The sequence below is a fragment of the Burkholderia sp. SIMBA_051 genome (assembly GCF_046534915.1).
GTDB classification, from domain to species: Bacteria; Pseudomonadota; Gammaproteobacteria; order Burkholderiales; family Burkholderiaceae; genus Burkholderia; species Burkholderia ambifaria.
The window spans coordinates 42,302-57,576 of sequence record NZ_JAWRXS010000018.1; the positions used below are offsets into that span (position 1 = coordinate 42,302).

At 68.7% G+C, this 15,275-nt stretch carries 12 protein-coding genes; 7 read left to right on the plus strand and 5 right to left on the minus strand.

Translation table 11 applies throughout. The features are described 5' to 3' along the window. The first annotated feature begins 41 nt into the window (after nt 1-41). Nucleotides 42-1,952 (plus strand): WG repeat-containing protein, encoded by a 1,911-nt coding sequence (locus tag SB771_RS32125; protein ID WP_175658717.1) that lies wholly within the window; start codon nt 42-44, stop codon nt 1,950-1,952. Nucleotides 1,953-1,973: 21 nt separating this feature from the next. Here the strand turns inward: SB771_RS32125 and SB771_RS32130 are convergent, their stop codons facing one another. Both SB771_RS32130 and SB771_RS32135 read right to left on the minus strand, forming a co-directional pair. Beyond that, nucleotides 1,974-4,172, minus strand: coding sequence for a penicillin-binding protein 1A (locus SB771_RS32130; RefSeq protein WP_175658718.1), 2,199 nt, complete (start codon nt 4,170-4,172; stop codon nt 1,974-1,976). Between the two features lie 96 nt (nt 4,173-4,268). Continuing rightward, on the minus strand, nt 4,269-5,819 hold the full coding sequence (locus SB771_RS32135; RefSeq protein ID WP_175658719.1) for a PLP-dependent aminotransferase family protein: 1,551 nt from the start codon (nt 5,817-5,819) through the stop codon (nt 4,269-4,271). Between the two features lie 128 nt (nt 5,820-5,947). Between SB771_RS32135 and SB771_RS32140 the strand changes: the two genes are divergently transcribed. Next, the gene (locus SB771_RS32140) at nt 5,948-6,586 is read left to right on the plus strand and encodes an FMN-binding negative transcriptional regulator (protein ID WP_175658720.1); all 639 of its coding nucleotides are present in this window, start codon (nt 5,948-5,950) and stop codon (nt 6,584-6,586) included. 49 nt (nt 6,587-6,635) lie between these two features. On the opposite strand, the gene SB771_RS32145 is transcribed toward SB771_RS32140, so the two are convergent. Continuing rightward, on the minus strand, nt 6,636-7,229 hold the full coding sequence (locus tag SB771_RS32145; RefSeq protein WP_175658721.1) for a thioredoxin family protein: 594 nt from the start codon (nt 7,227-7,229) through the stop codon (nt 6,636-6,638). A 228-nt stretch (nt 7,230-7,457) separates the two neighbouring features. On the opposite strand from SB771_RS32145, the gene SB771_RS32150 reads away from it, so the two are divergent. Further along, nucleotides 7,458-8,198 carry a response regulator gene (locus SB771_RS32150; RefSeq protein WP_175658722.1) on the plus strand — a complete coding sequence of 247 codons (741 nt, stop codon included), beginning with the start codon at nt 7,458-7,460 and terminating at the stop codon, nt 8,196-8,198. Continuing rightward, a complete protein-coding gene (locus SB771_RS32155; protein WP_012366834.1) occupies nt 8,195-9,517 on the plus strand; it encodes an ATP-binding protein in 1,323 nt (440 codons plus the stop codon). Before SB771_RS32150 ends, SB771_RS32155 begins: the two co-directional genes overlap by 4 nt. 248 nt (nt 9,518-9,765) lie before the next feature. On the opposite strand, the gene SB771_RS32160 is transcribed toward SB771_RS32155, so the two are convergent. Together SB771_RS32160 and SB771_RS32165 are read right to left on the minus strand one after the other, a co-directional pair. Beyond that, nucleotides 9,766-10,500 carry a metallophosphoesterase family protein gene (locus tag SB771_RS32160; protein ID WP_175658723.1) on the minus strand — a complete coding sequence of 245 codons (735 nt, stop codon included), beginning with the start codon at nt 10,498-10,500 and terminating at the stop codon, nt 9,766-9,768. A 116-nt stretch (nt 10,501-10,616) separates the two neighbouring features. Next, nucleotides 10,617-11,153, minus strand: a complete 537-nt coding sequence (locus tag SB771_RS32165) for a GNAT family N-acetyltransferase (protein WP_175658724.1) — start codon at nt 11,151-11,153, stop codon at nt 10,617-10,619. A gap of 30 nt (nt 11,154-11,183) precedes the next feature. On the opposite strand from SB771_RS32165, the gene SB771_RS32170 reads away from it, so the two are divergent. The 3 genes from SB771_RS32170 to SB771_RS32180 all read left to right on the plus strand — a co-directional run bounded on the left by SB771_RS32170 (nt 11,184) and on the right by SB771_RS32180 (nt 15,268). Then, nucleotides 11,184-11,597 (plus strand): hypothetical protein, encoded by a 414-nt coding sequence (locus SB771_RS32170; RefSeq protein WP_175658725.1) that lies wholly within the window; start codon nt 11,184-11,186, stop codon nt 11,595-11,597. A 35-nt stretch (nt 11,598-11,632) separates the two neighbouring features. Continuing rightward, nucleotides 11,633-12,826 carry a porin gene (locus SB771_RS32175; RefSeq protein ID WP_175658726.1) on the plus strand — a complete coding sequence of 398 codons (1,194 nt, stop codon included), beginning with the start codon at nt 11,633-11,635 and terminating at the stop codon, nt 12,824-12,826. A gap of 519 nt (nt 12,827-13,345) precedes the next feature. Beyond that, entirely contained in the window at nt 13,346-15,268 is a 1,923-nt protein-coding gene (locus SB771_RS32180) for an SMP-30/gluconolactonase/LRE family protein (protein WP_175658727.1), read from the plus strand. The last annotated feature ends 7 nt before the right edge of the window (nt 15,269-15,275 follow it).

Genomic DNA, 15,275 nt, shown 5'->3' on the forward strand with positions numbered 1-15,275 from the left:
TTGCTGCACACGACGACATAACAACGAGGCGACTCCTTCCGATGGGCAATCGAGCATGGCTGTATCTGCAGGCCGATGACGGCGACGTCGCGCGAACGATCGAGTTCGCGGAATCCAATAACCACTTCCCGCTGCTGTGGCGCGTGCTGCTCGCCGACGGCGGCGCGGGCGACGCGATTGCCGATCAGCGTGTGTTCGGCGACGCGGGCACGCCGAATCTCGTGAGCGATGCACGCGCCGCGCTTGCACGCATCAGCCGGCTCGCGGCGTTCGTCACCGCGTATCTGCTGCCGGGCGACGATCCGGCGCTTGCGCGCCAGTTCGATGCGGTCGTGCGCCATCTCGGCGAATCGATCGATGCGCTCGGCGATGCGCACGGCGCGCCGCAACTATCCGCGAACCTCGACGAACTGTCATGGTTCGACGACGGCGATCCGAACGACTACATCGACGAGGAACGCGATGCCTGCACGCGCCTGTGGTGGCGCGTCGCGAACTGCATGGACTTCCGCGACGTGCGCGGTGTGCGCGACATACTCGAGATCGACACGCCCGCCGACTGGCGCGACTGGGCGTGGGGCTTTGGGTTCGGCGGCGTGTCGCATCATTATTTCCAGCGCCAGAACCCGCCGCGCCGCGTGACGTTCGCCGAGATGTTCGACGCCGGCGAACTGCACGGCAACTGGCTCGATCACGACACGTTCAGCTTTCGCGGACGCAACGGCCTCTGGGGCGTGCGGCGCGAAACCGACGACGCGTGGGACGTGATCGTGCCGCCCGAATGGACGAACCTGTGGGCCAGTGGCGCGCGCGACGACCGGTTGTTGTGGGCCGCACGCGACGGCAAGGTCGGCCTGCTGCTTGCCGATGGGGACGGTGAGGGCGACGGTGCCAGGATCGTGCGCGAACCAGCGTTCGATGCGGTGTGGGATTTCAGCGGCGACGTCGCCTGCGTGCGCGTCGGCGAGCGGTTCGGGCTCGTGCGCACGGACGGTGCGTGGGCGCTCGAGCCGTCGCTCGACGATTTCGGCGAGTTCACCGGCGGCGTCGCGTCGGCGAGCCTGAATGGCCGCTGGGGCTTCGTCGATGCGCGTGGCGCGTGGGCGATTCCGCCGCGCTTCGACGACGCGCACGAATTCGTGAACGGCGCCGTCGCGGCGGTAGCCGAAGGCGAGCAGTGGGGGCTGATCGGGCGCGACGGGCAATGGCACGCACGGCCCGAGTGGACGGCGCTCGAATGGTCGTCAGCGTGCGGCGCGTTCGTCGCACGGCGCGACGGTCGCGTCGGTCTCGTCGATGCGAAAGGTCGGGTGATTGTCGAACCGCATTACGCGGAAGTCGCTCCGCTGACCGACGGTGAGCGGGCGGAGATGCTCGACGCGCTCGGCGCGATCCGCCATATCGTGCGGCGCGACGACGGGCGTTGCGCGATCGTCGACGGGCAGGGCCGCGTGCTGACGCCGTTCGACTTCGTCAACATGGGGGCGCTGACGTGGTTGCCCGACGACGAACCCGTGCCGGGCGAGCTGTTCACGCGTTATGCGATCGGCGTCCTGCCGGGCGAGCCGGGGCAACTCGCGATCTGCGATCTCGAGACAGGCGGGACGGTCGCGCAGGGGCGCTACGACGACGTGGCCGGCCTGTTCTGGGGGGCCGATCACGGCTGGCTGGCCTGCGTGCAGGACGAGGGCGGCAACGACGTGCGGGCGACGGTGCTGCGCGCGGACGGCACCGTGCTGCATCCGGCGCGTTACACGCGGATCGGCGACGATGCGCTGTTCGACGACGATCGCGACGACAATGCACGGCATGTGACGCTGATGCCGTGGTTCGTTCGCCTTGTCGAGATCGCGCGGCGCTGGAGCATGGACGAACCGGTCGCCGCATTGCGCGACGACGGCGTGCCCGTGTGGCTGTACGCAGACGGGCACGCGACGACGACGCCTCGGTAGCCCGGCGCGCAGCTATCCCGATCAGCGAAAGAACCTCAACCAGTCGAACAGGCCCGAATGCTGCGGCGCGCGCCGCTTCGGCGCCGGTGCGCTGCGCGGCCGGAAGTCGGGCGAGAACTGCTCATGCGGGTCGATCGCCCGCGCTCGCAGCGCTGCGTCGTAGAACGAACCGACGATCGGCAATGCACTGTGCGCGCCCGCGCCCCAGTAGTCGCTGCGCAGCGTCACGCTGCCGTCATCGAAGCCGACCCACGCGCCGGCCACCAGTTGCGGATGCATCAGGATGAACCAGCCGTCCGTGTTGTCCTGCGTCGTGCCGGTCTTGCCCGCGACGTCGATGCGAATCCCGTAGCGTGAGCGAATGTCGGCACCGGTCCCGTAATCGACGACGCCGCGCATCACGTCGACGAGCGTCTGCGCGGCGGCCACCGGCAGCGCGCGTTCGGGCGGCGCGCTGCCGAATGCGGCGAGCACCTTGCCGTCGCGATCCTCGATGCGCGTGATCATCTGCGGCGCGACGTACACGCCGCGGTTCGCGATCGTCCCGTACGCGGACACCATCTCCTTCAGCGTGACGGGGCTCGTGCCTAGCGCGAGCGAGGGCACCGCGTCGAGCGGGCTGTCGCGCACGCCCATCGCACGCGCGAGCTGCGCGACCTTGGCTGCGCCTTCGCGCTGCATCACCTGCGCGGTGATGCGATTGCGCGACAGCGCGAGCGCGTCGCGCAGCGTCATCGGCGCGTCGGTCGGCGGCTCCGCATCGGTCGGATGCCACACCGTGTGCGCGTCGATCGGGATCGCGACGGGGCGGTCGACGAACGTATCGCCCGGCCGCATCCCGTCCGCGAACGCGGCGCCATAGACGAACGGCTTGAATGTCGAGCCCGGCTGGCGCCGCGCCTGCATGACGTGATCGAACGGCTCGCTGCCGAAATCGGGGCTGCCGACCCACGCGCGGATCGCGCCGTTGCGCGGATCGATCGCGACGAAGCCGGCCTGCACCTGCGTCTTGCGTTCGCACAACGCCTGCATGAACGCGCGATTCGCGCCGAGCTGCTTCAGCGCCGCTGCATCGGCGAGCCCTGCATCGCGCGCGTCGCGGTAGTCCGATGTCTGCCGGATGAAGCCGCGGAACAAGTCGTTGCGCAGCCCGCAGCCGGACGGCCCGCGCCACGCGCCGTCGGCGACCGCCTGCAGCCGTTCGGTCTGCCGGGTCAGCGCCTGCGTCGCCATGTCCTGCAGCCGTGCATCGAGCGTCGTGCGCACGACGAGGCCGTCCGAGTAGAGGTCGTAGTTGTTCCGGTCGGCCCATGCGATCAGCCACTTGCGCAGCTGCACCGCGAAGTGCGGAGCCGGGCCGGGCTGTGCCGTCTGCGGCTCGAAGTCGACGCGCAGCGGCCGGCGCTGCAATCGCGCGAGCTGCTGCGGCGACAGCATGCCCATCGCCGCCATCCGCGCGAGCACGATGTTGCGGCGCTGGACGGCCCGCTCCGGATTCAGCACCGGGTTGTAGTAGCTGTTGCCCTTCAGCATCCCGACGAGCGTCGCGCTTTCGACGATGTCGAGCTGGTTCGCCGATTTGCCGAAATAGGTGCGCGCGGCCATTTCGACGCCGAACGCGTTGTACAGGAACGGCACGGTGTTCAGGTAGGTCTCGAGAATCTCGTCCTTGCTGTACACCGTCTCGATCTTGAACGCGGTGATCAGCTCCTTCATCTTGCGCGTGAGCGTCGGCGCGCGGCCGACTTCATCCGGGTACAGGTTGCGCGCGAGCTGTTGGGTGATCGTCGAGCCGCCCTGGCGGCTGCCCGAGAACGTGTGCAGGCCGGCCGCGAGCGTGCGGCGCCAGTCGATGCCGTGATGCGCGTAGAAGCGGTGGTCCTCGGTCGCGATCAGCGCGTCGACCATGTGCGGCGAGATCTGCTTGAGCGGCACCCATTCGCGGTTGACGGGCCGGAACTCGGCGATCAGCTGCCCGTCGGCCGACAGCACGCGCGCGGGACGGTCGATGCGCGCCTTGCGGATATCGCCGATGCTCGGCGTGAACGGCACGAACGCGAGCAGGACCAGCAGGCCGAGCACAGGTATCGCGGCGAGCGTCAGCGCGACGCCGCGGCGCGTCGGATGGCGCAGGCGTTGCCACGCGCCGGCGCCCAGCGCGCGGGCGCCGTCACGGCAGCGAAGCCAAAGGTTGCGGAGAAACGGCACGAAGCGATTCACGGCGGCAGGAGCGCGGTCGGAAAGGCGCGATCCTAGCAAACCGCGCAACGTTGGCTGTGGCCAAAATGCCGGTTTTCTCGCAGGATTTACAGACGATTACGTTTGTTGCCCGCGGACAACCTTTGGTCGCGTGCGGCGTCGCGATTCATCCGATGAATCGGCGCCGGCCGCGTCGCCCACCACATCCGCGAGACGCTGGGCGGCCGCTTCCATCCGCGCGCGATCGAACCCGCCGAAACCGAGCACGAGGCCCGGACGCTCGGTGCCCGGCGCGAACATCGGCGACACCGCACGCACCGCGACGCCCGCCTGCGCGGCGCGCGCCACCACGTCGAGATCGTCGATCCCTTTCGCGAGCCACAGCACCACGTGCATGCCCTGATCGCCCGGCTGCACCCATGCGCGCTCGCGCGGCAGCCGCGCGCCGAGCGTGTCGATCAGCAGCGCGCGCTGTTCCGCGTAGACGCCGCGCACGCGGCGAATGTGGCGGTCGAGATGGCCTTCCGCGATGAAGGCGGCGAGCACGTGCTGATCGGCGGTCGGCGCATGGCGATCCATCAGCACGCGCGCGCCGCAGAAGGCCGGCACGAGATCGTCGGGCGCGATCACGTAGCCGAGCCGCAGCGACGGAAACAGGATCTTGCTGAAGGTGCCGAGATAGACCACGCGATCGGGGTCGAGCCCCTGCAGCGACGGAAACGGATAGCCTTCGTAGCGCAGCTCGCTGTCGTAGTCGTCCTCGACCACCCATGCTTGATGCGTGCGCGCCCAGCCCAGCAGCGCGTTGCGCCGCGCCATGCTCATCGGCATCCCGAGCGGGTACTGGTGCGACGGCGTGACGAATGCCGCGCGTGCGTCCGGTGCGACGCGGATGCCGGCCTCGACGTCGATGCCGTCCGCGTCGACCGGCACGCGCACCATCGCGTCGCGTCGCCCGGTGCTCTCGAGCAGCGCGGTGATGCCGCGATAGGCGGGATTCTCGACCCACGCGCGATCGTGCGCGCCGAGCAGCACCTGGCTCGCGAGATGCAGCCCCTGTTGCGTGCCGCTCGTGATCACGACCTGATCGGCGCTGCAGCGCACCGAGCGCGAGCGGCGCACGTAATCGGCGATCGCTTCACGCAGCGGCAACGCGCCTTGGGGATCCGCATAGCCGGACGGCGCACCGGCGCCGCGTGCGCGCAGCCGGTTGCCGAGCCGGCGCCAGATGTCGTCGGGCGCGGTGAGCCCGACCGGCACCGAGATCGCGAACGGCGCGGCCGGCAGCGGCCGGAATTCGCGGGCGATCCGCGCGAACGTCGCGGCCGGCTCGGGCAGGCCAGCGTGCGCGGCGCGCGGGCGGGCGGCCGGTGGTTCGCCGGCCGCCGGCGGCTCGGCCAGCGCGTTCGCGACCCGCGTGCCGGCGCCGCCGCGCGACTCCAGGAAGCCTTCGGCGACGAGCTGCGCATACGCGTCGACGACGGTGCCGCGCGCAACCTCGAGCGATGCCGCGAGCAGCCGCGTGGACGGCAACGTGTCGCCGGGCCGCACGTCGCCGCGGCGCACCGCGTCCCGCAACGCCTGCGCGAGCTGACGGCTCAGGTCGCCGGCCGCGCGGTCGAGCGCGCCGAGCGACGGGATTTCGACGATCCGGGCGGTTCTGGCCATGATTCTGGTCTGCTGAAATTGTTCGAAACCGGCTCTACAGCATAAACCAGTTAGCGCTCACAATCGGGGCATGACGCGCCTGTTTCGGGCGCGTTCCTTCCTGAACCTTGTCCGACCGTGGAGCCGCCATGTATGTCCCCGCCGATTTCGCCGAATCCCGCCCCGACGCGCTGCGCGAGCTGATCGTCCAGCATCCGTTCGGCAGCCTGGTCACGCATGGCAGGAGCGGGCTCGACGCGAACCACATTCCGTTCGAACTGCTGCCGGGCGACGGCGGCCTCGGCGAGCTGCATGCGCACGTCGCGCGCGCGAATCCGGTCTGGCAGGAGGTCGCGAACGGCGACGAGGTGCTCGTGATCTTCCGTGCCGGCGATGCGTACATCTCGCCGAACTGGTACCCGAGCAAGCATGTCGCGCACCGGCAGGTGCCGACGTGGAACTATGTGGTCGTGCACGCGCACGGCCGCATCACGGTGCGCGACGACGAGAAGTTCGTGCGCGGCGTGGTCGCGCGGCTGACCCGCACGCACGAGGCGTCGCAGCCGGCGCCGTGGAAGATGGCCGACGCGCCGAAGGACTATCTCGACACGATGCTGCAGTCGATCGTCGGGCTGCAGATCGAGATCACGCGGCTCGTCGGCAAGCGCAAGCTCGGGCAGAACAAGGCGGTCGACGATATCCGCGGCGCGGGCGACGCGCTGATCGCCGGCGGGCAGCTCGCGATCGGGGAGGCGATGCTGGCGGAGGCGGACGCGAAGCTCAAGTGAGCGGCGGCGAATCGCCCGGGGCGCCTGCCGCGCCTCCGGCCGGCGCCCGTTACTGCGTACGCATCGCGCCCTTCGTGCCTTCGCCCGCCTGGGCCTGCGCCTGCACCAGCGCCTCGCGAATCGCCGCCTCCGTCTTGTCGTACCCGCCCTCGCCATAGCGCGTATAGACGATCTTCCCGTTCGCGTCGATCAGGTACAGCGCGGGCCAGTACTGGTTGCCGTACGCGCGCCACGTGTCATAGCGGTTGTCCTGCGCGACCGGATACTGGATGTCGAAGCGCTTGAGCGCGTCGGCGACGTTCTTCGGATCGCGTTCGAACGGATACTCGGGCGTATGCACGCCGACCACGACCAGCCCCTGGTCGCGATACTTCCGGTACCAGTCGTTCACGTACGGAATCGTATGAATGCAGTTGATGCACGAGTAGGTCCAGAAATCGACCAGCACGACCTTGCCGCGCAGCTGCGCGAGCTTGAGCGGCGGGCTGTTCTGCCAGCGCTCGATGCCGGTGAAGTCGGGCGCCGGCGTGCCGGCGAGCGAGGCCGTCATGCCCGCGTCGTCGCGGGTGCCGGCGAACGCGGCGAGCCCGGCCGTGGCGGCGAGCGCGATCACGAGGGCGGCAGTCTTGAGTCTGGGCAGCATGGCGGTTCTCCGGTTCGGCCGGCCGCCGCGCGATCGCGTCGGCCGGACTGGTTTCGACAGCCCTCATTGGGCCGCGCCGACGTATCTGCGATGTGTCCGGCGAGCCGCGTGCGTGCAATGTTGTGTGTCGTCGCGGCGGCGCGATACATTGGGATACAAATGCGTGCCCGCGGTGCGGTATAAAGGCGGACATCGCCAGCCGCAACCTCACGACCCCGACCCTGACTCATGGACAAGATCGACCACGTACTGATCGTCGACGACGATCGCGCGATCCGCGAACTGATCGCCGACTACCTCGAGAAGAACGGCATGCGCGTGTCGCTCGCCGCGAACGGCCGCGAGATGCGCAACGTGCTCGAGGACGGCGCGCCCGACCTGGTCGTGCTCGATCTGATGCTGCCCGGCGAGGACGGCCTCACGCTGTGCCGCGATCTGCGCGCCGGCAAGTTCCGCACGGTGCCGGTGCTGATGCTGACCGCGCGCGGCGAGGAAACCGACCGCATCATCGGCCTCGAGATGGGCGCCGACGACTATCTCGCGAAGCCGTTCGCGGTGCGCGAGCTGCTGGCGCGGATCCGCTCGGTGCTGCGCCGCGCGCGCATGCTGCCGCCCGGCATGCAGGTGACGGAGACGGCCGAGATGCTCGCGTTCGGCGAATGGCGGCTCGACACGACGGGGCGTCATCTGCTCGACGCCGAAGGCACGCTGGTCGCGCTGAGCGGCGCCGAATACCGGCTGCTGCGCGTGTTCCTCGACAATCCGCAGCGCGTGCTCACGCGCGATCAACTGCTCAACCTCACGCAGGGCCGCCAGTCCGATCCGTTCGACCGGTCGATCGACCTGCTCGTGAGCCGGCTGCGTCAGCGGCTGCGTGACGGCGCGCGCGAGCCGCGCTACATCAAGACGCTGCGCAACGAGGGCTACGTGTTCTCGTCGGCGGTGACCACGGTCGAAGGCGACGCATGAGCGCGCGCACCCTGCGGCACTGGCCGCGCTCGCTGTTCGCGCGGCTCGCGCTGATCCTGTGCGTGGGCCTCGCGCTCGCGCAGACGCTGTCGTTCTGGCTCACGATGACGGAGCGCGACCAGGCGACCACCAACCTGATGATGGGCTACATCGAGCGCGAGGTCGCGAGCTCGGTCGCGCTGCTCGACCACCTGCCGGCCGCCGAGCGCGCCGCGTGGCTGCCGCGTCTCGCGCGGCGCAGCTACGCGTTCATCCTCGGGCCCGGCGAGACGGGCACGCCGTCCGAGGCGCGGCTGTCGGCGCGCGTCGAGCGGTCGATCTCGGACGGCATCGGCGGCGACTATCCGCTGACCGCGAACGCGATTCCCGGCGATCGCGAGCATCTGCAGGTGCATCTGCGCCTGACCGACGGCTCGCCGCTGACGATCGACATCCACCCGATGTCGACGGTGCCGCTGTCGGGCTGGCTGCCGGTGGTGCTCGCGCTGCAGCTCGCGGTGCTGGCCGCGTGCTGCTGGCTCGCGGTGCGGCTCGCGACGCGGCCGCTGAACCAGCTCGCGCGGGCGGCCGACGCGCTCGGCCCCGACCTGAAGGGCGAACGCCTGAACGAGAGCGGGCCGTCCGAAGTCGCGCGTGCCGCGCGGGCGTTCAACGCGATGCAGGACCGCATCGCGCAGTACATGGCCGAACGCATGCAGATCCTCGCGTCGATCTCGCACGACCTGCAGACGCCGATCACGCGCATGCGATTGCGTGTCGACGTGATGGACGACGACGCGCAGGGCGCGAAGCTGCGCCAGGACCTGATCGAGATGGAGCATCTGGTGAAGGAGGGCGTCGCGTATGCGCGCACGCTGCACGGCACGGATGAAGCCGCGCGCCGCATCGATCTCGATGCGCTGCTCGACAGCATCGTGTGCGACTACACGGATGCGGGGCAGGACGTCGCGCTGCACAGCGGCGGCCCGCTCGCGCTCGTCACGCGGCCGAAGGCGCTGCGCCGGATCGTCGGCAACCTCGTCGACAACGCGCTGAAGTTCGCGGGCGCGGCCGAGATCGACGTGCAGGCGGCGTCGGGCGGCGGCGCGGTCATTGCGGTGCGCGATCGCGGGCCCGGCATTCCGGACGATCAGCTCGACGCGGTGTTCGAACCGTTCCGGCGCGTGGAGACGTCGCGCAATCGCGAGACGGGCGGCACGGGGCTTGGTCTCGCGATCGCGCGGCAGCTTGCGCTCGCGATGGGCGGCACGCTGACGTTGCGCAACCGGACGGATGGCGGCGGGCTCGAAGCGCGGCTGACGCTGGCGAATGCTGCGTGATGCGATGCCCGTCTGGAGCGTCGCGGGCGTCGTGTTGAGGCGGGCGGCGTCACACGCGCTGCAAATGCGTGTCGACGGCGGATCGCGCGGCGTGTCGCCGAAGCACGGACAGCCGACGATCCGTCGCGCCACCGGATGCGCGAGACGGCTCGCGAGCGGTTGCCAGAACGCTTGGTGCGGCCTGACGCCGGCAGGCACGGCAGCTCGGTTTGCCGGTGAACGAAGCGGGATGGAACGGCGACGATCCGTCAGCACCGACCGGTGCGCAGCGCGACGGTCCAGTCGTCGCGGCCGCGCGCTGCCGCGGTGTCGGCGGCCGTGTGCCAGTCGTATTCGACCGCGTGGAACTCGGCGTGCCAGCCGGCCGGCGTGCGCGACACCATCGCGTAGCGCGCATGCGGCGAGCCCGTTTCGATCCAGTGCGGATGCGGGTGATCGTCCGCGTAGGCCTGCAGCCCGACGCTGCCCGGATTGACGATCAGCCGGCCGTCGTCGAGCTTCGCGATGCGCGGGACATGCGTGTGGCCGCACAGGATCAGCGACGCCGGCGCGTCGCCCGCGCGCTGCGCGATTTCATCGGGCGTCGCCGCGCGGCAGCCGTCGGGCGTCACCGTTTCGAGGAAATAGACGAGGTCGCTGGCGGGCGTGCCGTGCACCATCAGCACGTCGTCGTCGAGCATCAGGCGTGCGGGCAAGGCGGCGATCCACGCGCGATGGTCATCGCGCAGCGTGTCGTGCGCCCAGCGATCGGACAGCCCCATCGTTTCGCGATCGCCGCTCAGCAGTTGCCGTTCGTGATTGCCCTTGATGGTCGGCAGGTCGAGCGCGATCAGGCGATCGGCCGTCTCGGCCGGATGGAGCGCGCCCGACACGATGTCGCCGAGGTTGACGATCAGGTCGGCGCCACGGCGGCGCACGTCGTCGAGCACCGCGTCGAGCGCGGCGAGGTTGCCGTGGATGTCGGACAGCGCGGCGATTTTCATGGCGAAGAGGTCGATGCGGGGAGCAGCGATTGTCGCCAATTCGGCGTGGCGCGTCCAATCGCGCCCGCGGCGAGTGGGCCCGCCCATCGAGCGTCGGCCATCGGTCGGCCGGCGCGTCAGTCGGTCGCGATGCGCGCGTACATCGCGAAGTCGCCCGCCACGCCGCGCACCATCCGGTAGGCGCGCAGCAATCCCTCGTACCGGTAGCCGCATTTCTGCAGCACGCGCGCGGAGCCGGCGTTGCCGGTCAGCACGACACCCTGGATGCGCATGAAGCCGCCTTCGGCGAACGCCCATGCGGTGACGCTCGCGCACACCGCGCTCGCGATGCCGCGCCCCCAGTGCGACGGCGCGAGGTCGTACGCGATCTCGGCCGAGCGGTTCGCGGTGGACACCGTATGCAGCCCGATCGTCCCGGCGAGCGCGCCCGATGCATCATCGACGATCGCGAGCCGGCGGATCGAATCCGGTTGGGCCGAATCGATGCCGTCGAACAGCGGCAGCAGATCGTCGCGCGAATGCAGGTTCCAGCTCGTGTGTCGGACAACGTCGGGGTTCGACAGGTACGCGTACCACGCGTCGAGATTCGTGCGGTCGAGTTGCCGGAGCGACAGGCCGGGAAAGCCGGAGCGGGGCGGCGCGTCGATTCTCATCGCGCGTTCGTCGCGAACGATGCGGTGCGCGTGCCGACGCCCCTGCGCAGCATGACGCCGATACAGCGCGAGCGAACGGCCAATGCGAGCCGCACGCTCGGGCCGGTTGCCCCGATCCCGGCGCATGCGAAGGCGGCCAAGATCAGCAGAGTCGTTTCAGGCATGACAGAGGCTCCCAATCGCAGCGGTGCGCTCGATTATCCGGCGCCCGCCCCCGCGCCGTACAGCGACGTTGCCCGCGCAACCAATTATCTCGATCTCGGCAAGAAGCTGTTTTCATTATTGCGCTATCGAGCGAAACCGGTTCCAACTACCATGACGGCCTCGGCGGGCATGCTCGCCGCGACGTGCCGCGCGCGTATCGCACGCGCGCGTTCCCGCGTGCGAACGCCGTCGGCCTCGCATGCAGGCGTATCTCGCCGGCCGCACGCGTTACTCGCATAGAACAACGGGTAGACCACCCGGAGACGCTAAAAACCATGAACAAGCAACTGATCGCAGCACCGCTGCTGCTCTCGCTCGCGGGCATCGCCTCCGCGCAAAGCTCCGTCACGCTGTACGGCATCGTCGACGCGGGCGTGACCTATCGCAGCAACGAACGGGTCGGCTCGCCGGGCGCCTACACCGGGCATTCGGAGGTCGGCCTGACCACCGGCAACCTGTCGGGCAGCCGCTGGGGCATCAAGGGTTCCGAGGATCTCGGCGGCGGAATGCGCGCGCTGTTCGTGCTCGAGAACGGTTTCGACGTGACCAACGGCACGTCGGGGCAGGGTGGCCGCCAGTTCGGCCGCCAGGCGTTCGTCGGCGTCGGCAGCACCCGCTACGGAACGGTCACGCTCGGCCGCCAGTACACGTCGCTCAACGACTTCGTGAGCCCGGTCGCCCCGTCGTCGTTCATCGGCGGGTTCGGCGCGCACCCGGGCGACATCGACGATCTCGACCAGACCGCGCGCGTGGACAGCTCGATCAAGTACACGAGCGCGAACTACGCGGGCTTCACGTTCGGCGCGCTGTACGGCTTCGGCAGCCAGCCGGGCAGCATGAAGCAGCGCAACACGTGGAGCGTCGGCGCCGCATACGCGGCAGGGCCGCTGCGCGTGGGCGTCGGCTACGAGCGCTCGGACAACAGCAAGACGGGCGCGACCGATCCGACGGCCGGCAAATGGCAGAGCACCGACGACGGGTTGTTCAACTCGTCAATCAACGAAGGCTATGCGAGCGCGCAGTCGCAGCAGGTGATTGCGACCGGCGCGACGTACAACTTCGGCCCGGCCGTCGTCGGCGTGAACTACAGCAACATTCAGTATCGCAGCGGCGCGCAGTCGCTGTTCAGCGGTCATGCGACGTTCAACGTCGCGGGCGTGTTCACGCGCTGGAACGTACAGCCGCAGACGCAACTGTTCGCCGGCTACAGCTACACGCGCGGCAGCGACGTCGACGGCATCGACGACCGCGCGCAGTATCACAACGTCACGCTCGGCGCGGTCTACGACTTGTCCAAGCGCACCAGCGTGTACCTGCTCGGCGCGTACCAGCGTGCGTCCGGCACGACGCTCGACGCACTCGGTCGGCCGGTGGCCGCGACCGCGGCGGTGTCGGACAAGGCGAACGGCCACTCGTCCGATTCGCGTTCGCAGGCGATCGTCAGCCTCGGCCTGCGTCAGAAGTTCTGACGGCACCCGCGGGACCGGCGGTCCGCGCGCAATGCGGGCCGCCGGTCGCACGCCGGGCCGGCGTACGGCCTTCTCCATTCAACACGGCCCGCATCACGCTTCGCCGCACGTGCGGCGCACCTTCGTTTCCCTCTCCGTCTTCATCGGCAACCGCAGTCCGCCGCGCCCCGCCTTATTTCACTTCTTCACGATTTACCGGCAATGCGGCATGCAGCCGGATAATATTTTTTCTCTTTCATTTTAATTTCGATTTGTAATCATCGAGTCGATTTGCCGGCAATGGAAATTCAATGCGCGTGTATCAGAAAAAATGACGCATCCGCAGCGGGAAATTCGGAACAAAGTGCCGGTAATGACGAGTCGCCACAGCGCTATCTGGCGGGGAACCACGGGCCGATCCCGGGTAAAAAACGTGATGAGTAATTCGTGGTGGAAATGACCGGATTTTTGCAGAAATCACCAATATTTCATACGCGCCGAACTAGAGTATCGAGTAGCGATCGTCCGGGAGCATCGTTCATGTTATCGAAACAAATTCGCGCGGCATTGCTTGGATTGTGCATGGTAATGCTGGCGCCGCTCAGTCACGCACAAGCGCAATACACGACGGACTGGCTCGCAAATACGTTCGGCACGCTGGCCGCGCACGTCGGCAACGGCGCGCGCTCGCTGTGGGTCGCGCCCGAAGGCGTGATCTATACGGCGTCGCGCTGGGACGAGAACGCCGGCGGCGTCGCGATCTACCAGAACGGGCAGACGCTCGGCACGATCGGCATCCACGACGAATTCCAGGGCGGCGCGATCACCGGCAACGCGAACTCGCTGTTCGTCGCGCTCGGCTACAACCGCACGTTCGGCAGCGGCTCGGTCGGCCGCTACAACCGCAGCACGAACCAGCGCGACCTGCGCATCCCGGTCAGCACGTGGACGGGCATCCAGTACGCGGACGTGATCACCGGCCTCGCGACGACCGGCAACCTGCTGTACGTGAGCGACTTCTACGGCAACCGCGTGCGTGTGTATACGACGGATGGCGTGTGGCAGCGCGACATCAGCGTCTCGGGGCCCGGCGCGCTGGCGCTCGACGCGGGCGGCAACCTGTGGGTCGCGCGCAAGAGCGCGGGCGTCGTCGCGCAGTTCAGCCCGACCGGCACGGCGATGAACACGATCCAGATGGCGGCACGCGCGCGGCCCGCGTCGCTGTATTTCGATGCGCCGAGCGGGCAGATGCTGGTGGGCGACGAAGGCCCCGACATGAACATCAAGGTCTACACGCTCGCCGGCCTGCCGTTGCAGATCGGCACGTTCGGCGTGCTGGGCGGCTATCTCGACACGACGTCGGGCATCAAGGGGCAGGTCGGCGACAAGCGCTTCACGCGCGTCGCGGGCATCGGCAAGGACGCGGCCGGCAACCTGTACGTGCTGAACAACGCATGGGGCGGCGGCTGGGATCTCGGGCGCAACGGCAGCACCGACCTCCATTCGTACAGCCCGACTGGCGTGCTGCAATGGAAGCTGCAGGCGCTGAACTTCGAGGGCGCCGCCGCGCCCGATCCGGCGACCGACGGCGCGTTCTTCTACAGCGGCAACAACGTCTATACCGGTACGGCGGGCGGCACGTTCGTCGCGAACACGATCGATCCGTTCACCTATCCGAAGGACCCGCGCCTCGACATGAAGGACTACCAGCGCGGCCAGCATTTCGGCCAGCTCGCGCTGGTGAAGGGCACCCGGATGCTCGTCGCGACCGGGCAGAACCCGGGCAACTACAACATCTATCACTTCAACAGCGCGAGCGGCTACATCGCGATTCCGGACGGCTCGATCCCCGGCAAGCCGTTCAACACGACCCTGCAGGTGACGGCCGGTTTCTCGCTCGACGACAACGGCGACGTATGGGCCGGGCTCGATCGCACCAACAACATCTCGCACTATCCGATGACGGGCTTCGACGCGACCGGCAAGCCGACCTGGGGCACGCCGGTGCAGATCCAGATTCCGCGCACGGTGCTGCCGCTCACGCGGATCATCTACCAGGCCGACAGCGACACGATGATCCTCGCGCAGGGCCTCTCGGGCAGCTGGGACTGGACCGCGATGAACGGGCACATCGAGGTCTATCGCGGCTGGAAGGCTGGCAACACGACCACGCCGAACGTGGCGATCGACCTGACGAGCGCGAACCCGAAATCGATGGCGGCGGCCGGCCACTACCTGTTCGTCGGCTACGTGCACACGGTGCCGAACGTCGACGTGTTCGACCTGAACACCGGCAGCCTCGTCACCACGCTGACGAACTCGAACACGTCCGCGATGGACGTCGGCAACGACGTCGACTCGATGTACGGCATCCGCGCGTACCGGCGCTCGACCGGCGAATACGTGATCACGAAGGACAACTACAACGGGTCGAGCCTCGTCGTGTATCGCTGGCGTCCGTGATCACGCA